The 23112-nt window shown below is 56.2% G+C and carries 18 protein-coding genes and 1 tRNA gene; 14 read left to right on the forward strand and 5 right to left on the reverse strand.

From position 1 onward, the window contains the following. Window positions 1–67 precede the first annotated feature (67 nt). A complete protein-coding gene (locus FVV99_RS08480; protein WP_148253599.1) occupies window positions 68–1033 on the reverse strand; it encodes a helix-turn-helix transcriptional regulator in 966 nt (321 codons plus the stop codon). Between the two features lie 193 nt (window positions 1034–1226). Here FVV99_RS08480 and FVV99_RS08485 point away from each other — a divergent pair, with 193 nt between their 5' ends. Further along, window positions 1227–2885, forward strand: a complete 1659-nt coding sequence (locus FVV99_RS08485; protein ID WP_148253600.1) for a multidrug ABC transporter permease/ATP-binding protein — start codon at window positions 1227–1229, stop codon at window positions 2883–2885. 409 nt (window positions 2886–3294) lie between these two features. Here the strand turns inward: FVV99_RS08485 and FVV99_RS08490 are convergent, their stop codons facing one another. Beyond that, window positions 3295–5442, reverse strand: a complete 2148-nt coding sequence (locus FVV99_RS08490) for a TonB-dependent receptor (RefSeq protein ID WP_148253601.1) — start codon at window positions 5440–5442, stop codon at window positions 3295–3297. Window positions 5443–5592: 150 nt separating this feature from the next. Here FVV99_RS08490 and ubiM point away from each other — a divergent pair, with 150 nt between their 5' ends. The 6 genes from ubiM (at window position 5593) to FVV99_RS08520 (ending at window position 12767) form a co-directional block, all read left to right on the forward strand. Continuing rightward, complete coding sequence (ubiM, locus tag FVV99_RS08495; RefSeq protein WP_148253602.1) at window positions 5593–6759, forward strand: 5-demethoxyubiquinol-8 5-hydroxylase UbiM; 1167 nt, start codon at window positions 5593–5595, stop codon at window positions 6757–6759. 173 nt (window positions 6760–6932) lie between these two features. After that, window positions 6933–7157 carry a glutaredoxin-like protein NrdH gene (gene nrdH, locus FVV99_RS08500; RefSeq protein ID WP_148253603.1) on the forward strand — a complete coding sequence of 75 codons (225 nt, stop codon included), beginning with the start codon at window positions 6933–6935 and terminating at the stop codon, window positions 7155–7157. Then, the gene (gene nrdI, locus FVV99_RS08505) at window positions 7154–7597 is read left to right on the forward strand and encodes a class Ib ribonucleoside-diphosphate reductase assembly flavoprotein NrdI (protein WP_148253604.1); all 444 of its coding nucleotides are present in this window, start codon (window positions 7154–7156) and stop codon (window positions 7595–7597) included. The genes nrdH and nrdI overlap by 4 nt, the downstream gene beginning before the upstream one ends. Further along, on the forward strand, window positions 7579–9747 hold the full coding sequence (gene nrdE, locus FVV99_RS08510; RefSeq protein ID WP_148253605.1) for a class 1b ribonucleoside-diphosphate reductase subunit alpha: 2169 nt from the start codon (window positions 7579–7581) through the stop codon (window positions 9745–9747). The genes nrdI and nrdE overlap by 19 nt, the downstream gene beginning before the upstream one ends. 92 nt (window positions 9748–9839) lie before the next feature. Continuing rightward, window positions 9840–10817, forward strand: coding sequence for a class 1b ribonucleoside-diphosphate reductase subunit beta (gene nrdF / locus FVV99_RS08515; protein WP_148253606.1), 978 nt, complete (start codon window positions 9840–9842; stop codon window positions 10815–10817). A gap of 132 nt (window positions 10818–10949) precedes the next feature. Further along, entirely contained in the window at window positions 10950–12767 is a 1818-nt protein-coding gene (locus tag FVV99_RS08520; protein ID WP_148253607.1) for an ABC transporter ATP-binding protein, read from the forward strand. A 14-nt stretch (window positions 12768–12781) separates the two neighbouring features. Here FVV99_RS08520 and FVV99_RS08525 read toward each other — a convergent pair whose 3' ends face one another. Next, complete coding sequence (locus tag FVV99_RS08525; protein WP_148253748.1) at window positions 12782–13360, reverse strand: hypothetical protein; 579 nt, start codon at window positions 13358–13360, stop codon at window positions 12782–12784. A 91-nt stretch (window positions 13361–13451) separates the two neighbouring features. Between FVV99_RS08525 and FVV99_RS08530 the strand changes: the two genes are divergently transcribed. From FVV99_RS08530 to FVV99_RS18650, 3 genes are all read left to right on the forward strand, one after another. After that, window positions 13452–13527: transfer RNA gene (locus FVV99_RS08530), tRNA-Ile, on the forward strand. Between the two features lie 687 nt (window positions 13528–14214). Beyond that, entirely contained in the window at window positions 14215–14397 is a 183-nt protein-coding gene (locus FVV99_RS08535; protein WP_148253749.1) for a zinc ribbon-containing protein, read from the forward strand. 88 nt (window positions 14398–14485) lie between these two features. Further along, window positions 14486–14743, forward strand: a complete 258-nt coding sequence (locus FVV99_RS18650; RefSeq protein ID WP_201745054.1) for a glycosyl hydrolase 108 family protein — start codon at window positions 14486–14488, stop codon at window positions 14741–14743. Between the two features lie 163 nt (window positions 14744–14906). Here the strand turns inward: FVV99_RS18650 and FVV99_RS08545 are convergent, their stop codons facing one another. Together FVV99_RS08545 and FVV99_RS08550 are read right to left on the reverse strand one after the other, a co-directional pair. Continuing rightward, the gene (locus FVV99_RS08545; protein ID WP_148253608.1) at window positions 14907–15104 is read right to left on the reverse strand and encodes a hypothetical protein; all 198 of its coding nucleotides are present in this window, start codon (window positions 15102–15104) and stop codon (window positions 14907–14909) included. Between the two features lie 82 nt (window positions 15105–15186). Next, window positions 15187–15912: a transposase gene (locus FVV99_RS08550; RefSeq protein WP_148253609.1), complete on the reverse strand. Its 726-nt coding sequence runs from the start codon at window positions 15910–15912 to the stop codon at window positions 15187–15189. A 267-nt stretch (window positions 15913–16179) separates the two neighbouring features. Here FVV99_RS08550 and FVV99_RS08555 point away from each other — a divergent pair, with 267 nt between their 5' ends. Genes FVV99_RS08555 through FVV99_RS08570 form a run of 4 tightly spaced genes read left to right on the forward strand, consistent with a single transcriptional unit; the run spans window position 16180 to window position 22955 of the window. After that, complete coding sequence (locus FVV99_RS08555; protein WP_148253610.1) at window positions 16180–18927, forward strand: class I SAM-dependent DNA methyltransferase; 2748 nt, start codon at window positions 16180–16182, stop codon at window positions 18925–18927. Continuing rightward, the gene (locus FVV99_RS08560; protein ID WP_148253611.1) at window positions 18927–19712 is read left to right on the forward strand and encodes a hypothetical protein; all 786 of its coding nucleotides are present in this window, start codon (window positions 18927–18929) and stop codon (window positions 19710–19712) included. Before FVV99_RS08555 ends, FVV99_RS08560 begins: the two co-directional genes overlap by 1 nt. Next, complete coding sequence (locus FVV99_RS08565) at window positions 19709–21751, forward strand: pseudomurein-binding repeat-containing protein (protein ID WP_148253614.1); 2043 nt, start codon at window positions 19709–19711, stop codon at window positions 21749–21751. Before FVV99_RS08560 ends, FVV99_RS08565 begins: the two co-directional genes overlap by 4 nt. Further along, complete coding sequence (locus FVV99_RS08570; protein ID WP_148253615.1) at window positions 21744–22955, forward strand: GIY-YIG nuclease family protein; 1212 nt, start codon at window positions 21744–21746, stop codon at window positions 22953–22955. Before FVV99_RS08565 ends, FVV99_RS08570 begins: the two co-directional genes overlap by 8 nt. Window positions 22956–23112: the final 157 nt, after the last annotated feature.

Raw genomic sequence — 23112 nt, forward strand, 5'->3', positions numbered from 1 at the left:
TCACGAGTCAGGGTATGCATGCTGACAATAATCGTATGATGAGTGACTCGAGACGTATGATACGTTCTTACGACAGGCTGCTAGGCGGCACACCGTAGCGACGCCTGAAAGCCGTGGCGAAGTTGGTGGCATGGCGGTATCCCGCAAAATGGGCAGCTTGCTGTACGTTGAAACCTGCCTGGAGATAGCTCCTGGCGAGTTCGAGCCGGCGGTCGCGAAGATAGCTGAACAGGGATTCGCCATATAGCGTACGGAACTTGCTGCGTAGACTGCTGGGGCTCATCGAGGCGAGCGTTGCCAGGCTTTGCAGCGTGTGTTCCTGGGTCGGTTCATCGCGCAGCAGGTTGCGCACGAGTTCCAGTCGCTGTCGTTCCTGGGGCAGCAGCGCGTGTTGCCGTTTCTCCGATACCGACGCTAAAGGAAGTCCATGAGCGATCAATTGTAATGCCAGCCCTTCGAGCAGCAGTTGGCGTTGCATGCCTTGCCAGGCGTGACTGAAACCATGATCCAACGATGGCAGGAGATACCCTGGTAAGTGCCAGGTGTGCAGTTGGAAGTCGGCGTCCTCGAACCATCGTCTCAGTGCCGCATCGTTGTCGGCGTGCTCGCGAAGGGCGTCGGTGCTCAACGAAAGGTTCAATGTCCTGAGATGCTGTCCGGGCGGTTGGGATGCACTCAGTGCCAGGGTATTGCCCAAGCGCGTGCTCATGGCCATGCCCTCGCTCAGCAATCGCTCTTGCTGACCAAGACGAACGCGAACCTGCCCTTGGAGTATCACGACGATGAATAGCGGGGTTGCCAGCAGCGAGGTCGATTCGTATGGCTCGAGAACATCGATATCGGATGCTGTCAGGCGGATGCCGGGTCGCAGCAGGAACTCCTCGACGTTTCCCTGAAAGACCGTGGCACGTTGCTCGTCATGGGGCGTGCAGTTGGAAGTCAGCATCGGAAACCGATACGCAATGCCGTAATGATCGCCGAAGCGACGCAAGTCAAAGGCGGAAAAGCAGTGTCGTGTCGATGGTTCCGGCATGGCAGCGTGTCTCTAGGTATCGGGGTAACTAGATGCAGTCATCATTCCTGAGTGTGTTGAACGGCCATCCTTGCTGCCCGTCGAGCAGGCCGACTGTCGTCTTCAAATAAGAAATAGAATCATTATTGACTTTAACGGGTCATGCGTCACAATACAATGCAATGCACCATTTGTGGGTCGACAAGGATCGTTCATGGAACTGCTGCGTGTCGTCTTTCGATACTATCGCTGGCCTTTTCTCGCCGTCATGCTGCTCAGCCTGGCTAGCGCCGGCCTGAGCATCGGGGTGATTGCATTCATCAATCAACGGCTGATCGACCTGCAGGGAACGCCAGGCGTGGTACTGGCGCAGTTTCTCGGCCTCATTCTGCTGCTGTTGTTGATATCGCTAGGGTCGCAACTGGCACTGACCACGTTAGGTCACCATTTCGTCTACCAACTGCGCGGCAAACTGATCAAATGCATCCTGGACACCGATATCGAACGTCTCGAACAGGTGGGGAGTGCCCGGTTACTGGCCAGCCTCTCCAGTGATATTCGCTATATCACCGTAGCGTTCGTGCGTTTGCCGGAATTGGTGCAGGGTATCATTCTGACGCTGGGGGCCGTCCTTTATCTCGGCTGGTTGTCGCCCAGCATGTTGATGGTGATGATGGTCTGGGTAGCAGTCACTGTTCTGGTGGGATGGGTGCTGGTATCGCGAGTCTATCGCTACATGAGTCGGTTGCGTGAGACCGAGGACCAGCTCTACAAGGATTATCAGTCGGTCATCGAGGGACGCAAAGAGCTGGCTCTCAATCGTGATCGTGCCAGGTGGTTCTACGATGAGGTGTTCGAGCACGATTCCCTGGCTTATCGTCATCACATCATTCGTTCCGATACCTTCCATCTCAGCGCCGTCAACTGGTCCAACATCATGATGCTGGCAGCCATCGGCGTGGTGTTTTTCCTGGCCCAGGGATTGGGGTGGGCCACGACCGGTGTGGCAGCGACCTATTCGCTGACGCTATTGTTCCTGAGGACACCCTTGATTCAGGCAGTGGGGGCATTGCCAACCTTGCTCAATGCCCAGGTCGCTTATGACAAGCTCAAGACGCTGGCACTGGCCGACTATCAGGAAGGGTTTGCACATCATGGCAACCTGGATGGATGGCAGACCATCGAGTTTCGAGGCGTGACCTTCCAGTATGCGGCAGGGGAAGCCGCGCAAGGCTTTCAGATCGGGCCTATCGATCTGACGCTGCAGCGTGGCGATCTGGTGTTTCTGATTGGCGGCAACGGTAGCGGGAAGTCAACCTTCGCTCGCTTGTTGACCGGTCTTTACCAGCCGCACAGTGGCGAGATTCTTGTCGATGGTCGGCCAGTGGCCAGTCAGGACTGGCAGGCCTATCGTCAGATGTTTTCAGCGGTGTTTACCGATTTCCACCTCTTTGACCGTCTGCTTGGCCCTGATGGTGAGCCACCCGATCCATCGTTGGTCGAGGCCTGGCTGGCCAGACTCGGTATGCATGACAAGCTGCATTTCGAGGGGCCGCGTGTCACCAACCCTCAACTCTCTCAAGGGCAAAGCAAGCGGTTGGCCATGCTGCTGGCCATCGCCGAACGACGTGACATCCTGCTGCTTGACGAATGGGCCGCCGACCAGGATCCACAATTTCGTCGAACATTCTACCGCGAGTTGTTGACCCATTTACGCGACATGGGGAAAACGGTGGTCGCGATCAGCCACGATGATCACTACTTTCAGCATGCCGATCGTTTGCTGGAGATGCGTGATGGCGGCCTTGTCGAGCTAACCGGCGAACAGCGCGAGCTCGCCAGCCGCGATGCCATTGCCAGAATCGATGAATGACGGCGTTGCAAGGGGGCTGATGCCCTTTTCCCTCCCTCCATAGTGGGTACTGCCGATCAGGCATGATTCGGGCATACCCGATCCAGAATGTTTCCTGGCGTTTCAGTCAGGAGAGCCAACAGCACCAATACCTGAATGCTGCATACGTATCGACGGCAAAGGGGCCCACGCAGGCGATATGAGGTTTGACAAATCGGCATGCATATGAGGCGGCAGGGGAACCCAACTGCGCTCGTTGAAGAGATGCAATACCTGCGCTTCGGGGTGAAAAGCGAAGGCGGCGTGTCGCTCGTCGGGTGGATATGCTTTCCGTTCGAGAGGGTTGCTTGGTAACACGTCAGGAACGTCGTCCTATCCACTAAAAAGCCCCGCAACAGTGCGGGGCGAAAGCGAGCATCGGGGCGATGAATCAGTAGGACATGGACCAACTGAGAGTGTACGTTCGGCCACGCCCCTGGTAGTCATAGAGATATTCGGGGCCGTAGTAGGGGGAGTAAAGCGAGGCGGCACGTTGGCCCCAAGTCGTTGAATAACTTTCGTCAAGTAGGTTCTGGACACCCAAACTGACTTTGCCGACGTCGGTCTGCTGGCTCAATGACAAGTCGAGAGTGGTGTGGCTATCGATACGACCACCTTCGTCATCCTCCAGATCGAACTCATGATTGGCTTGAAGACGTGCGGATCGGTCGAGGTCCGACCACCCGACGAAGGCGGTGGCACTGGATGGTGATGAGGTATCGACACCACGCTTTTCCCAATCGCCACTGTCGTCTTTCTGCTCGGAACGTACCAAATGGAGCGTACCCCCTGCTTCGAAACCATTGTCGAAGTAACGGGTTACTTTGCTCTCGAGACCGTAGTCTCGCTTTTGTTCATCGACGACATTAACGCTCAAGCCGTCAGGATTGTATTCCAGTGACTCATCGGACCAGGCGTAATAGGCAGCGGTTTGTGCCTGCCAATGAGTGCCTTGATATCGCCAGCCAAGTTCGATTTGGTTGGTCTCGATGGCAGAGAGTGGATTCTCAGCAACGTTGAATCCTGCATCCTGGCCATAATATTTTGCGGGATCGGGAAGCTCGAAGCCCTGACTGAACTGAATCCAACTCTGTTGTCCATTCTGAAAGTCATAGAGTGCTTGGGTGTTAAAAAGCGTGGCGTCGTAGTTGTTTTCGCCACCCGGGATGCCCTGAAAATCATCGATTTCCACATCCATATATTGGTGGCGTATACCGCCGCTGAGCTTCAAGGCATCCGTTGCTTGCCAGTCACCCTGCACATAACCGGCATAGGTATCGATCTGGTAGCCGGGATAGCGCGGGGAAATGCCAGCATTACGTTGGATCAAACCTCCACTGGCATCGGTGAGCGCAGTATCGAAATACATCTGGGAAGCGTCGAAAGACTCTCGGTCCAGATCCATACCGTAGGTCAGGCTGACATCCTGCCCAGGCTGGGCATCGAACAAGGCTTTGATGCCTGTCAGGTCGGTATTCTGCTTGGAGGCAGAGAAAGCATATTGATTGACTGGCTCATCGACATCCCACGAACCATCGCCATCCAGGTCGTCATAGTCTGAGACATACGGGAATGGATGAAAGCTGGCTTCTTCCTCTCGATGGTAGGCCTGTAAGTAAAAATTCTGATTGAGGAAATCGGCATTGTGATATTGCAGGTTGACCATCTTGCGGTCGGTTTCGGGCTCGCGATCGGCACTGAAGCCATCGCGAATTTCCGCATCGTTCAGGTTGGCGGGATCGGCATCCAGGTTAGGAAAATACACGCTGTGATCCCCTTCGTAACCTGAACGGTAAAGCTGGGCAGCTAGCTCCAGTGTCTGATTGGTATCCAGGTTGAGAGTCAAGCTGCCGAAGATATCGATACTGCGATTATCCTGCAGATCGGTTTGCGAGATGTCAGGAAAAATTTCATCGCCGTTGCCATCGTATTGGCGGCCATTGTCCTGATAGGCGACGCCGATTCGACCCTGAATGTGTTCGTTGCCGCCACTGGCGGATTGCGCCACTCGGTAGTCTCGGTCGTCACTGTTGTTGAAACCGGTCGTGACGCCGGCTTCACTTTCCCAGTGTGGCCCACCAGATTCGCCTCTCTTGGTGATGATGTTGATGATGCCACCGGTGGCGCCGCCGCCGTAGAGGCTGCTGGCACCGGACAGGACTTCGATTCGCTCGATATTGAAGGGGTCGATGGAATCGAATTGACGGGATAATCCCCGTGAACTGTTCATCGAGATGCCATCGATCAGAACCTGTACGCTACGCCCGCGCATGTTCTGTCCATAATTGGTCCGACCTTGCGGCGCGAAATCCAGCCCTGGCACCAGCTTGCCTAACGCCGTCTTGAGGTCGGCCCCCGTTTCGAGCTGCTGTTGTAGCTCTGCTTCCTCGACGACCTGAACGGCACTGGGTACCTGATCGATCTGGGTAGGGGTACGGGAGCCAACCACCACCATGGTATCCTGATTTTCCTGGGCGTATAGGCCGGTTGCCATCGACCCGGCGGTTACCACCAGGCCGAGTGTCAGCGGTTTTTTCATTGCGGTTTCCCTTGCTGAGGATGCTTGGTATTGGAATGCGCGGCTCAGGGTAGTGAAGATGACAATTAAACTCAATAAGAGTAATTTGCATTTATTGCAACAGACTGCCGTTCGCCTCGGTCGGCATGTGGTCATGGAGAAGGAGTCGAAATGCGCGTCGATGTCGCTGTGATCGGGGCCGGACCTGTCGGGCTCTGCTTTACCCGGGCGCTGGCAAGTGCCGGGCTGTCGGTGGCGTTGGTCGACAAGCAGCCGTTGGTAGCGCTGCGTGATCCGACACCGGATGGGCGCGAGATCGCGCTGAACCATGCGTCGCAGGCGGTTCTGAAACGGCTCGATATCTGGTCGCGTATCCCCGCCGACGAGGTGTCTCCCTTGCGTGATGCACGCATCTTCAACGGCGGCTCGCCGTTTGCCATGACGATATCGACTGGCCAGGGGGAGGCGCGTACGCCCTTGGGCATGCTGGTGCCCAATTTCCGGCTACGCCAGGCGGCGTTCGATGCCGTGGCGGAATGCGACGGCGTGTCCTGGCATGAAGCGGCGTTGCAGCGTATCGATAGCGATTCCCGACATGCCCGGTTATGGCTCGATGACGGCACCCGGCTCGAGGCCAAGCTGGCCGTGGCTGCCGATAGCCGTTTTTCGGAAGCGCGGCGACAGATGGGCATCGGCGCCGAGATGTGTGATAACGGCCGTAGCATGCTGGTGTGCCGCATGCGACACGATAAAGCCCATGACCAATCGGCCTGGGAGTGGTTCGATCACGGCCAGACGTTGGCGCTGTTGCCACTGGAGGCGCATGAATCCTCGGTGGTCGTGACGCTACCCAAGCGTGAGATGGAACTGCTGACGGCCCTGGATGACGATACCTTTGCGGCCAATATCGCAGCGCGTTTCGACTACCGTCTTGGCGACATGCGAAAGCAGGGCGAGCCTGCCGTCTACCCGCTCGTGAGTACCTATGCGCATCGTTTCGTGGCACGCCGATTCGCTCTGGTCGGCGATGCCGCCGTCGGCATGCATCCCGTGACGGCGCACGGTTTCAACCTCGGCCTTCAGGGGCAGCAAGAACTGGCCAGGCGTGTTATCGTCGCCCACCGTCAGGCACAAGATGTTGGGGGTCCGGCCGTTCTGGTACCCTATGAACGCCATCACCGCCTGGCAACCGGCCCGCTCTATGTGGCCACTCAGGCGATCGTGTCGCTATATACCGACGATCGCCCACCGGCCCGCCTGTTGCGTCATGCCGGACTCCGTCTGGCCGAACGCGCAGCTCCGTTGAAGATGGCGATTGCCCATCACTTGACCCGCTAAAAAACCGCCTATCACCTGACTCCGAACGTTGACTGGTCGCCGATCACAATTCGCTACAATAACCAGATATTGATTTTTTCTCGGCGTGTTCTACCATATGTGGTGTGCCGTTCATGGACGGTGTCCGCAAACCATCACGCTGCCGTGCGTCGTCAACAGAGGGAGTCGTAATCATGACGATCAAGATTTACAGCAAGCCCGCTTGCGTCCAGTGCAATGCCACCTACCGTGCCCTGGAAAAGCAGGGGCTCGATTACACCGTCATCGATCTTACCGAAGACCCCACGGCGCTCGAGACCGTTCAAGACATGGGATACCGCCAGTTACCCGTCGTTGTCGCAGGGGAAGACCACTGGTCAGGCTTCCGTCCGGACAGGATTCAGGCTCTGGTGGCATGAGTCAGACCGCAGCGCTCGATACGGAGCCTGCAACACGGGGGGAGTTGGTCTATTTCTCGACACGTTCCGGCAATACGCACCGTTTCGTGGAAAAGCTGGGGCTGCCGGCTCAACGCATTCCACTGAATCGCGATGACCCGTTCTTGCGTGTCGATTCCCCCTACATATTGATCACCCCGACCTATGGCAATGGCCATCTCAAAGGGGCGGTTCCGGGGCAGGTCATCCGTTTTCTCAATGACGAGCATAACCGCGGACTGATCCGTGGAGTGGTCGCCGCTGGTAACACCAACTTCGGTGCGGCCTTCTGCCTGGCGGGCCGGATCATCGCTGAAAAGTGCCAGGTACCACTGCTCTATCGGTTCGAGCTGCTTGGTACCCCAGATGATGTCACCGAGGTTCGCAAGGGAGTCGAGGAATTTTGGAAACGTCAAGCATAGTTACCCCACAGCGACATGCTGGAGAGACGTCGGAAGCGCGGGCGCTGGATTATCACGCGCTCAACGCCATGCTCAACCTGTACGGTCCGGAAGGCGAGTTGCAACTCGACAAGGACCGCGAGGCAGCGCGTCAATATTTCCTGCAGCATGTCAATCAAAACACGGTGTTCTTCCATTCGCTGGAAGAAAAACTCGATTACCTGGTCGAAGAAGGCTACTACGAGGCGGATGTCCTCGCTCAGTATGACGGTGCCTTCATCAAGTCGCTGTTCGAGCAGGCGTATGCCTACAAGTTCCGCTTTCCGAGTTTCCTGGGCGCGTTCAAGTACTACACCAGCTACACGCTGAAGACCTTCGACGGCAAGCGCTATCTCGAACGCTATGAAGACCGTGTGTGCATGGTCGCGCTCAACCTGGCGCGTGGTGACGAAACCCTGGCTCGCTCGCTGGTCGACGAGGTCATCAGCGGCCGCTTTCAGCCGGCCACGCCGACATTCCTCAACTGCGGCAAGCGTCAGCGCGGGGAACTGGTCTCGTGCTTTTTGCTGCGTATCGAGGACAACATGGAGTCCATCGGCCGCTCCATCAATTCGGCACTGCAGCTCTCCAAGCGCGGCGGCGGGGTGGCCTTTCTGCTCAGCAACGTGCGTGAATCCGGCGCGCCGATCAAGCATATCGAGAACCAGTCCTCGGGTATCGTGCCGATCATGAAGATGCTCGAAGATGCGTTTTCCTATGCCAACCAACTGGGCGCGCGTCAGGGAGCCGGGGCGGTCTACTTGAACGCTCACCATCCCGATATCCTGCGTTTTCTCGATACCAAACGCGAGAACGCCGACGAGAAGGTTCGCATCAAGACGTTGTCACTGGGCGTGACGATTCCCGACATCACCTTCGAACTGGCCAAGCAGAACGAGGACATGTACCTGTTCTCGCCCTATGATGTCGAGCGTGTCTATGGCGTCCCGTTCGGGGATATCAGCGTCACCGAGAAGTACGATGAGATGGTCGCCGACCGGCGGATTCGCAAGGACAAGATCAACGCCCGCGAATTCTTCCAGACGATCGCCGAACTGCAGTTCGAGTCCGGCTACCCGTACATCATGTTCGAGGATACGGTGAATCGGGCCAACCCGATCGCCGGCCGGATCAACATGAGCAACCTCTGCTCCGAGATCCTGCAGGTCAATACGCCGACCGAGTACGACGACGACCTTGGCTATCGCGCGATCGGCCACGACATTTCCTGCAACCTCGGCTCGATGAACATCGCCAAGGTGATGGATGCCGGCGATATCGGCACCAGTGTGGAGATCGCCGTGCGCGGCCTGACCGCCGTCTCGGAAATGAGCAACCTGAAGTCGGTGCCGTCCATCGCCGAAGGCAACGCGCAATCGCACGCCATCGGGCTGGGGCAGATGAACCTGCACGGTTTCCTGGCGCGCGAGCGGATCTTCTACGGTTCCGATGAAGGCCTGGACTTCACCAATATCTACTTCTATTGCGTGGCCTATCACGCGATTCGTGCCTCGAACCGCCTGGCGGCCGAGAAAGGGCAGAGCTTTGCCGGCTTCGCCGAGTCCGACTATGCCAACGGCACCTTCTTCGACAAGTACACCGATCAGGTGTGGGAGCCGCGTACCGAGAAGGTCCGGGGGCTGTTCGAGAAAGCCGGTATCGCCATTCCCGGTCAAGCGGACTGGCAGGCCCTGAAAGAATCGGTCATGGCGTACGGGCTCTACAACCGTAACCTGCAAGCGGTACCGCCGACCGGCTCGATCTCGTACATCAACCACTCCACCTCGAGCATCCATCCGGTGGCGGGCAAGATCGAGATCCGCAAGGAAGGCAAGCTGGGTCGTGTCTACTATCCGGCGCCGTACCTCAGCGATGACAATATCGAGTACTATCAGGACGCCTACGAAGTCGGTCCCGAGAAGATCATCGATACCTATGCCGAAGCGACGAAACACGTCGACCAGGGGCTGTCGCTGACGCTGTTCTTCCCGGATTCGGTGACTACCCGTGACCTCAACCGGGCGCAGATCTACGCCTGGCGCAAGGGCATCAAGACACTCTATTACGTTCGCCTGCGTCAGCCCGCTCTGGAAGGGACCGAGGTCGAAGGCTGCGTGTCCTGCACTCTATGAAGGGCGGCAACCGCCGTTGACGCTCGACATCATCATGTCATAACGCGCTGGGGCTATATTGGCCCCAGCGCTAACGGGACGAGATTGACGATATGACTGCCACAGCTGCCAAGCGCCTCAGTCGCATTAATGCGATCAACTGGAATCGCCTGCAGGACGACAAGGACCTGGAGGTATGGAACCGCCTTACCAGTAACTTCTGGTTGCCGGAGAAAGTGCCGCTGTCCAACGACATTCAGTCGTGGAACACGCTCACCGAGCAGGAACAGCAGCTGACCATCCGTGTCTTCACCGGCTTGACGCTGCTCGACACCATTCAGGGCAGTGTCGGCGCACCGGTGCTGATCGAAGATGCCGTAACGCCACACGAGGAAGCGGTTTACACCAACATTGCGTTCATGGAATCCGTGCATGCCCGTTCCTACAGCTCGATCTTCTCGACGCTGTGTGCCACGCGCGATGTCGACGACGCTTTCCGCTGGAGCGAAGAGAATCCGATGCTCCAGGCCAAGGCCGATCTGATTCTCGACCGCTACCGCGCCGAGGATCCGCTGATGCGCAAGGTCGCCAGCGTGTTCCTGGAATCCTTCCTGTTCTACTCCGGCTTCTATCTGCCGATGTACTGGTCCAGCCACGCCAAGCTGACCAACACCGCCGACCTGATTCGTCTGATCATTCGGGACGAAGCGGTGCACGGCTACTATATCGGCTACAAGTTCCAGCAAGCGCTGGCCGAAGCGTCGCCGGCGCATCAGGAAGAGGTCAAGATGTACGCTTACGAGCTGCTGCATGAACTCTACGACAATGAGGTGAAGTACACCGAGTCGCTGTACGACGGTGTCGGGCTCACCGAAGACGTCAAGAAGTTCCTGCACTACAACGCCAACAAGGCGTTGATGAATCTCGGCTTCGAGGCGCTGTTCCCGAGCAGCGTGACCGACGTCGACCCGACCATTCTCGCTGCGCTCTCTCCCAGTGCCGACGAGAACCACGACTTCTTCTCGGGCTCCGGTTCGTCCTACGTGATCGGCAAGGCGGTCGCCACCGAGGACGAAGACTGGGCGTTCTGAGACGGACAGGACACACCTCAAGCGGCCCGAATGGGTCGCTTGACGCCTCGACACGGCTCGACGGCGCGCTCTAGTTTCCCGCATGAGTCGTAGTATGCTGTTCGCCCCAGCAAATGAGCCGAGAGGATCCCCGTGAGTCTTGCCCAGCCTTCCCGCAGCACCAGCAGTTTCCATGCCCTGGTACGCTTGCTGCGTTATGCCCGGGGCTACCGGCGGCGCATCGTCGCCGCGACGACCTGTTCGATCATCAACAAGCTTTTCGATATCGCCCCCGAGATCCTGATCGGGGTGGCCATCGATGTGGTCGTCAACCAGGAGCGCAGCTTCGTCGCCCGGCTCGGTTTCACCGCGCCCCAGGAGCAGATCACGATCCTGGCCGTGCTCACCTTCTTCATCTGGGCCGGCGAGTCGATCTTCGAATATCTCTACCAGATCCTGTGGCGCAATCTCGCCCAGCGCCTGCAGGCCGACCTGCGACAGGACACCTACGAGCACGCCCAACGGTTGGACATGGCGTTCTTCGAGGCGAAGAGTTCGGGGCAACTGGTGGCGACCATGAACGACGACGTGAACCAGCTCGAGCGGTTTCTCGACGGCGGGGCCAATGCGCTGGTGCAGGTCGGCGTCACCGTGGTGGCGGTGGGCGCGGTGTTCTTCGTCATTTCACCGCTGATCGCCCTGCTGGCTTTCACGCCGATTCCGCTGATCATCTGGGGTGCGTTCTACTTTCTGCGCAAGGCCGGGCCGCTCTACAACGATGTGCGCGAGAAGGTCGGCGACCTTTCCAGCCGGCTCGCCAACAACCTTGCCGGCATCGCTACCATCAAGAGCTTTACCAGCGAGGCACGCGAGGCCGAGCGCCTGCGTGCGGCAAGCGAGGCCTACGTCGAGGCCAACCGTCGGGCGATTCGGGTGAGTTCGGCCTTCATCCCGGTGATTCGCATGGCGATCCTGGCCGGCTTTCTGGCCACCTTCACCGTCGGCGGCATGCTGGCGCTGCGCGGTGATCTCAACGTCGGTGCCTATGGTGTGCTGGTGTTCCTCACCCAGCGTCTACTGTGGCCGCTGACCGGGCTGGCCGAGGTAATCGACCTGTTCGAGCGTGCCATGGCCAGTACCCGGCGTATCCTCGATCTGCTCCAGGTGCCGATTCTGGTGCAGGATAACAGCTCACGCGAGCTTGCCCAGCCAGTGCGCGGGGCGGTGAGTTTCGAAGCGGTCAGCTTTCACTATGCCAGCAGTGGGGCGGGGGTCGAGACGGTAAGCCTCGACGTGCCGGCGGGCACCACCCTGGCGCTGGTCGGTGCCACCGGCTCCGGCAAAACGACGCTGATCAAGCTGCTGCTGCGTTTCTACGATCCTCAGCAAGGCGAGGTGCGCATCGACGGCCAGCCGGTCCAGAGCGTCAGCCTGGCGTCGCTGCGCCGTGCCATCGGCCTGGTCAGTCAGGATGTGTACCTGTTCGAGGGCTCGATACGCGACAACATCGCCTACGGCAGACCCGAGGCCAGCGAGGCGGAGGTCGTCGAGGCGGCGCGCACCGCCGAAGCCTGGGAGTTCATCGAGGCGTTGCCGCAAGGACTGGATACACCGGTGGGAGAACGCGGCATCCGCCTCTCCGGTGGCCAGCGCCAGCGTCTGTCGCTGGCCCGGGCGCTACTCAAGGATTCACCGATCCTGATTCTGGATGAGGCCACCAGCGCGGTGGACAACGAGACCGAGGCGGCCATTCAGCGTTCGCTGAAACGTATCGCCCACGGCCGCACGGTGATCATGGTCGCGCATCGGCTTTCCACCATCGTGCATGCCGACGAGATAGCGGTGGTGCATCGGGGTCAGGTGGTCGAACGGGGCTCGCATCAATCACTGCTGGCGCTCGACGGCTACTATGCCGCCCAGTGGCGAGTGCAGACAGGGTCGGCGCGTGCCGAGGACGTGCCGCTCGCCTAGCGCATCAGTGACGTCTAACGATCGACCAGGGTGGCATTGAGCTCCACCGGTATCTCATCGCCGATGCGCTCGTAACCGAGCAGGTTGACGATCGTCCGCCCCGTTTCATCCTTCATCACATCGCTGCCGTTCAGCACGATGCGCTCGGCATTGGTGATGTGGATACTGTCGTCACTCTCGCGCGTGAAACGCAGCCGCAGCGGCTCCTCCTGAGCGGTACTGGACGTATCGGCACGGAACAACAGGGTTTCGGTGAACGAGTCGCCGACCGCCAGGTCGTTCAGGCGTTCCGGCGGCAGTTCGGTCGAGAGCGTGACCAGCGTGCGATCCGTCAGGGTATCGAGCCAGGGCGGCAACTCACCGAGCTTTTCGAGCACATCGGTCTGGTTGAGCCGTAACGGCAAGCGCAGGCGCCCCTGTTCATCGATCGAACCATCCAGCTCCCGCACCGAGTGCTGATGCGGAATCGGCCCCTCGGACGCCAACTCGATGACCGTAGCATCGATCCGCGAGCGCTCGGGGTCCAGTTGCCAGTCGGCTTGCGCCACGCCCGCACTCAACAAAAGCGCCACACCCAATCCATAGCGTTTCATGATCGACACGGTATCGCTCCTCGTTCATCGACATCCAGGTATGGCTGGCCTCAAACGCCAGCATTCGCTATCATACGCCCGCGTTGCGTAAGGGCCTATAGCTCAGTGGTTAGAGCAGGGGACTCATAATCCCTTGGTCGCAGGTTCGAGTCCTGCTGGGCCCACCATTCCCTCCTATGACCCTCCGGGTCACGTTACGCTCCCCGACGATTGTGCAAATAGCGGGCAAGGTAGAGGCTATTGGCTCACCACTACTTCCTCGTAGGCGAAGGCTTATACATCAACGGTCGATTCACGCTGCCTGGTAGAGATCTAGGCTGTAAGTGTGGCTTGGCACCCGTAGTGCCGGAATTTGATGATAACGATGACTAGGATAGTCATGTCTGAGCTGATGTGCTGAACACGAGCATTTAGGCTGAATGGCGCAGGAAATATGACAAATGAGAGCCCGCCATGCGACTGGCTTTACGGCGCCAGGTCGGTCTCCTCTCTACACGACTGTGATAAATGTCTACTGGGCTGCCAGATGGTGGACATTTTCTATCATGCCACTCGGGCATCAAGACTAGTCTTCAACTCGTCAGTCAATCCCTCCTCCAACGCATCCAGGTAGTCGACGTACCACTGCATCATGTCTTTAGGTACATGACATGGTTGCTGATGGAAGGTGACCAATAAGGTGGGCAGGGTAGGTGGGAAGCCAGCCATAACCAACTGAATTTAAATAGAAATATCATGGCAGGCGCGGTCCGGTTACCCCATGTGCTGCACTCATAACCCCGAGATACCCGGTTCGATTCCGGGGCCATTACCAACATGCCGTTTGGCGAGATATGGCGTTTCCTCCTAGATTGATGAGTTGGCTCTGTGCTGGAGCACAGGATCAGCAACTGGAGGAGAGAACAATGCCAACCACTGGAGAGAAGCCAGGTCCTGGCATCTACGCCTGTCGCGACTGTGGTGAGCGAGTCATTCTGGACGATCCGGATGATACCCTGCCGCCTTGTCCCGAGTGCGACGGCACTGACTACGACTAACCGAGACCGCTTTTTCATTTGAGGCCCTGCCGAGTTCCCGGTAGGGCTTTTCTCGTTTACTCCCACGCCGTGAGGCGCCGGAGGCCCTATGACCCATCCACTTCAGGAAACGCTGAGAGCCGAGGTCATCGACCGTGAGGGCGGATACGTAAACCATCCAACCGACCGTGGTGGCCCGACGCACTTTGGCATTACTCAGGATGTCGCCCGTGAACACGCTAAGATTGCGCAGGAAGTCAAGCTGGGACAGCGTTGCCGGTTTGTCACCCGGGATCTGGCTGGATGTCCCCGCGCTGGTTGTCACAATCGCTGTTGCTGCGGGTATCAACGTGTATTTCGAGCTTGAGGGATGGCCAGGAACTGCCGTTGGCGTGGTGTGTGGCTGGCTGGGGCCCTGCAGAGGGCGCGTTAGAGATCAATGTGCGCGAACGCAGCCAAGACAAGGCCAGACGCATGAGAGCAGCGCCGACCTCGTTGATGGACGCATTGCCTATTTCATCGACGTGAAATCAGCTAGTTCCCGGGCCGTCTTTATAGCTTCGGATATGCGGTGAATCTTCAGATTCCTGCATATCCTGTCGTACTGCTTCTGCACTTTCCAGAGTTGAATGTATGCCGATGCTTGTACCGGTATCGGAATCGTATACCTCGTATTTGGTTTCATTGCCATCATCGATCTTTCTGATTTGAATGGCGTCCTCAAGCATGTCTACCTCGGTATCAAGGATGTAAAACAGAGACTCTGTCTCGCTGACTGAGTTCCGTCCCTTAGTGACTGAACTATCCACACTACATCCCACTAGTGAATTCGACCAGCCATGGTTCGACCGTTTCCGCTGCCATTGAATGGCGACGCGGTTGGGCCACGCCGTGAGGCGTCGCCCACTTGTTCTGGAGGTTCCGTCGTATGTATACGATCAAGTTTATCGATCCGGACGGCCGTCTTGCGTTGGTACCGGCTCTGGGCAAAGTGAGTGTGAGGCAGCCGTTACCGAGCAGTGCATCATTGCAGCGTTTCATGGTCGGGCCGACCTCGTCATCAAGTCGTTGATCTTTCCACTTGTACAGCACTTGCCTGCTCACGCCGACATCGACTGCGACTTCTGAAGCGGCCCCCTGGCGAGAAGACAGCTCAATGACGGCGTCTTGCTTCTGAGCGCGTGACAACGCTGTGCTTCTAACCTTGCCAGTGAAACGCTGTCTCATACCGGGGTTAAGCTCATCAATCCACTTTGCAAGCATCTCGACACATGGGTATCCCAACGCTCTTGTGGTTCTAGCGAGGCAGCGGCCATGACTGAGATAGTGACCAACCGCCCGTTGCTTCTGTTCGATGGAATACTTCTGTGTAGAAGGAGGCCGTTCCGGTAGGCCACCGGTTTCAAGGTAGGTGCGGTACCATCGACGCAGATTTTTTCGAGAGGGATATCCCAACTCGCGAACCGTTGCTGCCGCGCTCTTGCCGTACTTGAGATAGAGCTCTAGGGCCCTTATGCGATCTTCATACGAATACATGAACTACCTCCGATGTAGTCCAAGATTTTGTCCGCACCCCCTCTACGGACTTATAGCGCCGATGCCGACATCATCTCCTTGCAGGTGTTGCTGGGCCATCCCGTCTCGGTCGGCGGGCGGACCGCTCTGGAGATGCGGGGCTACTGCACTCCAATGATCGGCACTGCGAGCCCGTGTGGATATTTCGATATTTTGCGCCTCAGGGGGGATGCAGGCCACTACCTGTGTTGCTAGTCTATTCGTCTTCAAAAAGGGAGTCGCAAAGCCGTGAATGCTGTCGAGATCGAAGAAGCTATCTCCGCCTTGGCCGAACAGCCGTTTGATGCAGAAGAGTTCCCGTTCGCCTTCCTAGAGGCGTTCGGCAACAAGGCGACCACGATCAAGCGGCTCCGCAGCGGCGCGACGAACAAGTCTGATATTGGCGGCGTCCTCCAGACCAACCACATCCACATCAAGGTCTGCGCTGAGGGGCAGGTCTCCGACACGATCCGTGAGCTGCGCGAGAGCCCGGCCACGAAGAATGCCCGTAACCGCGTCAAATTCATCCTGGCAACGGATGGCGTCACGCTGGAGGCGGAAGAGCTTGTATCAGACATCGCGCCGATCGTCTGTCCATTCGAAGACTTTCCAGAGCATTTCGGCTTCTTCCTGCCGCTTGCGGGTATCAGCACCGTTAAGCAAATTCGCGAGAGCGGTTTCGATATTAAGGCCACTGGTCGCCTGAACCGGCTTTATGTTGAGCTTTTAAAAGACAATCCAGATTGGGCTACCGCCGAACGACGCCACGACATGAATCATTTCATGGCTCGGCTGATCTTTTGCTTCTTTGCCGAGGATACTGATATCTTCGACGGCTCGGGACTTTTCACTACAACCATCGATAAGATGAGTTCGCGGGACTCGTCCAACACCCATGAAGTCATCGGTGAGTTGTTCCGAGCCATGAACATACCGGTCGAGGAAAGGAAGAAAGCGAAGCTGCCACGCTGGGCAGATGCCTTTCCGTACGTCAATGGCGGGTTGTTTGCTGGTGACACGGAGGTGCCGTGCTTCAGTAAAATCGCACGCTCCTACCTCGTGCACATCGGCAATCTCGACTGGAAGAAGATCAATCCCGATATCTTCGGCTCGATGATCCAGGCTGTCGCCGATGACGAGGAACGCGGTGCTTTGGGGATGCACTATACGAGCGTCCCAAACATCCTGAAGGTGCTGAATCCGCTCTTCCTCGATGATCTGCGCGAGAGGCTTGAAGAGGCAGGTGATAATGCACGCAAACTTCTGAATCTGCGTAACCGGATGGCAAGGATCAGGGTCTTCGACCCCGCCTGCGGCTCCGGCAACTTCCTTGTGATCGCCTATAAGGAAATGCGGGCGATCGAGGCGGAGATTAATACGCGGCGTGGGGAACCCGAACGACGCACTGATATCCCTCTGACGAATTTCCGAGGCATCGAGTTGCGGGATTTCTCCGCCGAAGTAGCGCGGCTGGCGCTGATTATCGCCGAATATCAGTGTGATGTTCTCTATCGCGGCCAGCGTGAGGCGCTTCGAGATTTCCTGCCGCTTGACGCGATGAACTGGATTACCTGTGGTAACGCACTACGGGTTGATTGGCTGAGTATCTGCCCACCAACCGGAACCGGCGTGAAAATCCATGGTGATGATCTGTTTAGCACGCCTCTCAACCAAGCCGAGATAGATTTTGAGAATGAGGGCGGAGAAACCTACGTGTTTGGCAATCCACCATATCTTGGCGGAAAAAAGCAAGATCCGGAGCAAAAATGCGAAATGAAGGACATTGCAAAAGGTAGGTACAATCACAAAAACTTGGATTACATATGCGCCTTCCTGGCAAAGGCGTCAGATCATATAGATCTGTTCTCGGGTGTCGCCTTTGTTGCTACGAGTTCCGTGAACCAAGGGATTCATGTGCCAAAATTTTGGCCGTTCATGTTGGCACAGGGAGTCGAAATTCAGTTCTGTTATGAGCCGTTCAAGTGGTCTAATAATGCCTCTAATAATGCAGGTGTTTATTGCACAATTCTTGGGTTGAATGCTAGGTCGATAGGGCGCCGCTATATTTTTTCTGGAAACAGTAAGCGTGCTGTAAGTCATATAAATCCTTACTTGGTTTCAGGGCCTAATGAGATTGTAACGGGGCTTTCGTCCCCGCTTTCAGATTTGTCTAAAATGAATACAGGAAATCAGGCTGCCGACGGCGGGCACCTGTTTCTGTATTCTCAGGAGCGGGATCGGATAATTTCAAATAACGACTTTGCTAATAAATTAATCAAGCGGGTAAGCGGGACGTCTGAATTTTTTGATGGCAAGATTAGATGGTGTCTTTGGATCAGTGATGATGATATAGAATCCGCCAGAAAAAACTCCGAGATAAGAAGTAGAATCGAAGCTGTGCGTGAATTTAGGGAGAATGGAGGTGAGGTTGCACAAACACTTTCTGATCGCCCTCACCAGTTTCGCTACAGGAATATGGCCAAAAAATTCGGATTGATTGTGCCCCAGGTGTCTTCCGAAAGCCGTGAATTTATACCCTGTGGTATATTTGACTCGGAAATGGTCGTCACGCATAAGGCTCATGCAATATTTACGCCTTCTTTTGTTGATTTTTCTGTGTTTAATTCAAAGCTGCATTTTGTATGGGCTAAAACACTATCAGGTCGTTTAGGCAACGGTTTAAGCTACTCATCTAACTTGAGCTGGAATACATTTCCGTTATACAAGCTAACGGAAAAAAATAGAACGGATTTGACTCGTTGCGCCGAAGAAATCCTGTTGGCTCGCGAAGCACATTTTCCCGCAACCATTGCCGATCTTTATGATCCGGAAAAGATGCCGGATGATCTTCGCGCGGCACATGACCGCAACGACGAGGTGTTGGAGCGCATCTACATCGGTCGCCGCTTCCGCAATGATACCGAGCGCCTGGAAAAGCTTTTCGAGCTTTACACCAAGGTGACGGCAGGTAAGCAAGACAAGGCGAGGAGCGAGTGATGGCAGATCGTGTTCTTTTCCAGATGTATTCCGGCCATCGAGCTCAGCTCATAGAAAAGCATGAGTTCTATGTGCAACAAGCCAAGGCGCGGCTATTGGATCAATTTACGGATGATGCCATTTCGGAGGAAGCAGATAGAGCTGCGGAAGAGTCCCTCGAAAGGCGTGGCCAGTATTTCGATCCAGATCGCCATGATTCTGGGGACTTTGAGGAAGCCGCTTACGATGATGGCGTATGGCGGTATCAGCTCTTGACAGAACTACGCGACAGTGTGCGTCTGAGCATCGTGTCAGGGTTCTTCCACAAGTGGGAGAAGAACCTGCGGCAATGGTTAGTCGATGAGGTTCAACACTGGCATTATGGAGAGGTGACAAGAGAAGTCATTTGGAAGAAGAACCTTTCCGATCTTTTCGATTTGTTAGAAAGCTTTGGCTGGCCTCTTAAAAGCTCAGCATATTTCCAGGATCTCGACGCTTGTCGCTTGGTCGTAAATGTTTACAAGCATGGCGACGGCCCTTCTTTGAACGAGCTGGCCAGTAACTATCCGCAGTTCCTGGATCATCCACTCGCAGAAATTCACGGTCAAGTCGGCGAGATGTGGTTCTCTCCAAGCCATGAATATCTGAAAATTTCAGAAAGAAACCTTGCTCAGTTCTCATCAGCAATATTGAAGTTTTGGAAAGATGTCCCCGAAAACGTTTTCGACTGTCAAATCGTGGAGCCGCCGAGCTGGTTGGTTAAGGCTATAGAAAAGGACCAACAGAAGAAAGAGAGTTCAAAATGAAATCCGTCCCTTCAGTTTCCGTCACCTATTCTCGCAATGGCAGCTCCACCGAGTCGAATGAACTTGGTATGCGCCCGATGCAAGAGCGTGCCTTTGAGCGGCGGGGGGAGCAGTATCTCCTGATTAAGTCGCCGCCTGCCTCTGGTAAAAGCCGCGCGCTCATGTTCATCGCGCTCGACAAGCTGCACAATCAGGAGCTTAGGCAGGCGATCATCACCGTGCCGGAAAAATCTATCGGCTCGAGCTTCGCCGATGAGCCGCTTAGCGCTTTCGGGTTCTGGGCGGACTGGCATGTCGCGCCGAAATGGAATCTCTGTAATGCGCCGGGCACTGATGGGGGGAAGGCTGACTCCGTGGGCGCCTTCCTGGAAAGCGATGATAGCGTGCTGGTCTGTCCGCACGCGACCTTTCGAAACGCCGTCGAAAAATTCGGCATCGAAGCCTTCGATGACCGCCTGATCGCAGTGGATGAATTCCACCATGTCTCGGCCAATCTCGACAACAAGCTGGGTGCTCAGCTCACTGAGCTGATCGGGCGAGACAAAGTGCATGTCGTCGCTATGACCGGATCATATTTTCGGGGCGATACCGAGGCTGTGCTCATGCCTCATGACGAGGCGAAGTTCGATACTGTCACCTACACCTACTATGAACAGCTCAACGGCTATCAGTACCTGAAGACGCTCGATATCGGCTATTATTTCTATTCTGGCGCCTATGCTGACGATATCCTGAAAGTTTTGGACCCTGCCGAGAAGACGATCATCCATATACCGTCCGTGAATTCGCGCGAAAGCACAAAAGACAAAATCAAGGAAGTCGAGCATGTTATCGACGCTCTTGGCACGTGGCAAGGAACCGATCCCGACACTGGTTTCCAGCTTGTGCAGCGCTCAGACGGGCACGTTTTGCGGATCGCCGATCTTGTTGATGACAATCAGGCCAAGCGAGATAAGGTATCGGCAGCACTCGAAGACCCCACACAGAAGGACAATCGCGACTATGTTGATATCATTATTGCCTTGGGCAAGGCTAAGGAGGGCTTTGACTGGGTTTGGTGCGAGCACGCGCTGACGGTTGGCTACCGGTCGAGTCTGACCGAGATCGTCCAGATCATCGGTCGTGCCACTCGTGATGCCGAAGGTAAGACCAGCGCACGTTTCACCAACCTGATTGCCGAACCGGATGCCGCCGAGGAGGCAGTCACCGAGGCCGTAAACGACACTCTTAAGGCGATCGCCGCCAGCCTGCTCATGGAGCAGGTACTTGCACCACGCTTCAACTTCACCCCGAAGAAACCGGATAGCGAGCCAGCCCCTGGCTTTGACTACGGTGAGGGCGGATATAAGGAAGGCGAGTGCAATGTCGGGTTCAATGAAGAGTCCGGTCAGTTCCAGATCGAGATCAAGGGGCTTGTCGAACCGAAGAGCAAGGAAGCGGAGCGCATCTGTAAGGAAGACCTGAACGAGGTTGTTGCGGCTTTTGCACAGGACAAAACAACTGTCGAGCGTGGGCTGTTCGATGACGAACTCGTTCCTGAAGAATTGACGCAAGTGCGCATGGGAAAGATTATCAAGGACAAGTACCCTGAACTTGATGAAGATGATCAGGAAGCTGTCCGCCAGCACGCGATAGCGGCGCTAAATCTGACCCAGAAAGCCAAAGAAGCTGCACTTGACGGTGATGAAGCCGAGAAGAGCGGAAACACTGCCTTGATTGATGGTGTCCGTAAATTCGCAATGGATGTCCGTGATCTGGATATCGATCTGATTGACCGGATCAACCCGTTCAGCGAAGCCTATGCCATTCTCGCCAAAACGATGAGCGAGGAAAGCCTGAAGCAGGTTCAGGCCGTCATATCGGCAAAGAAAGTAAAGCTCACGCCCGAAGAAGCGCGTGACCTGGCGCGCCGCGCCGTGAAATTCAAGCAGGAGCGTGGAAGGCTGCCTTCGATCACATCGCCTGACGCATGGGAAAAGAAAATGGCCGAAGGCGTGGCTTTTCTTGCCCACATGAAAGCGGAGGCTGCCAATGGCTAAAGAATTCACAGAAGACGACGATGCACTTCTCGCCGAGCTTGGCGTTGAAGTCGAAGAGAAGAAAGCACAATACCGCACTCCTCGCGAAGAGCGGATTATCGCGGGTTTTGAAGAAATTCAGCGATTTTATGAAGAACATGGCCGCGCACCGCAGCATGGCGAGGACCGTGATATCTTCGAGCGTCTGTATGCCGTTCGTCTTGACCGTATCTGCGATCAGCCAGATTGCCGGGACTTGGTTGAGCCGATCGATCATCAAGGACTCCTGGCCGCATCAGTGCTATCGTCGTCTCCGGAAGCCGATGAGCTGGATGACGATGCTCTCCTTGCAGAGCTTGGCATCGAGGCCGAAGCCCCTCCGATCACTGAGCTAAAACACGTTCGAACGAGTGCCGAGAAAAAGGCAGCCGAGGAAATTGCTAACCGCGATAAATGCGAGGATTTTGAGGAGTTCAAGCCGCTCTTCGATCAGGTACAGAGCGATTTGGACAGCGGCTTGCGAAAAACGCGGCCATTCGAGATGAAAGCTGATATAGAACAGGGACGGTTCTTTATCGTAGGTGGGCAGAAAGCCTACGTCGCGGAGATGGGGGAAACGACCATCACTGAGCAGGGGCGGACGGATGCCCGGCTGCGTGTGATCTTTGATAATGGTACAGAGAGCAACATGCTCATGCGCTCGCTTCAACGCGCCCTGAATAAGGACGAAGCGGGCAGGCGCATTACTGAACCCGACCCTGGCCCCTTGTTTGCACAGGATACGATCGAAGGTGACGAGGCGAGTGGCACGATCTATGTACTGCGCAGCAAATCCGATCACCCGACTGTTGTAGAAAACCGCGATCTTATACACAAGATCGGCGTCACTAATATGAGCGTCTCAAAGCGTATAGCTGGTGCGCGGCTCCAGCCGACGTTCATGATGGCGGATGTAGAGATTGTAGCAACCTACGAGTTGTTCAATATCAACTGCACTAAGCTAGAAAACTTAATTCACCGGATTTTTGAACCCGCACGGCTCGACATCGAGATCATGGACCGCTTCGGAAATCCCGTTGTGCCGCGCGAGTGGTTCCTCGTTCCACTATTCGTGGTGGACGAGGCTGTGGAAAGGATCAAAGACGGCACAATTGCTGACTTCACGTATGATCCCAATGCCGCGGCGTTGAAACCTCAGGCAAGTCATAGAGAAGAGAACAGGTAGTAGGGCTGTTCCGATCGGATCGGAGTGGTGGCGTTGGAACTCTTGCCCGGCATCGCGCAATGTGGGCGGGCCCTTAGGCTCGCCTACGCTTGTATTCGTTGCTTTCGTGTCCAAATCTGGTTTATGTGTTCCTGACTTCGTTTAGTTTGGCTATTCC

This window comes from Aidingimonas lacisalsi (genome assembly GCF_008079445.1).
Classification (GTDB): Bacteria; Pseudomonadota; Gammaproteobacteria; order Pseudomonadales; family Halomonadaceae; genus Aidingimonas; species Aidingimonas lacisalsi.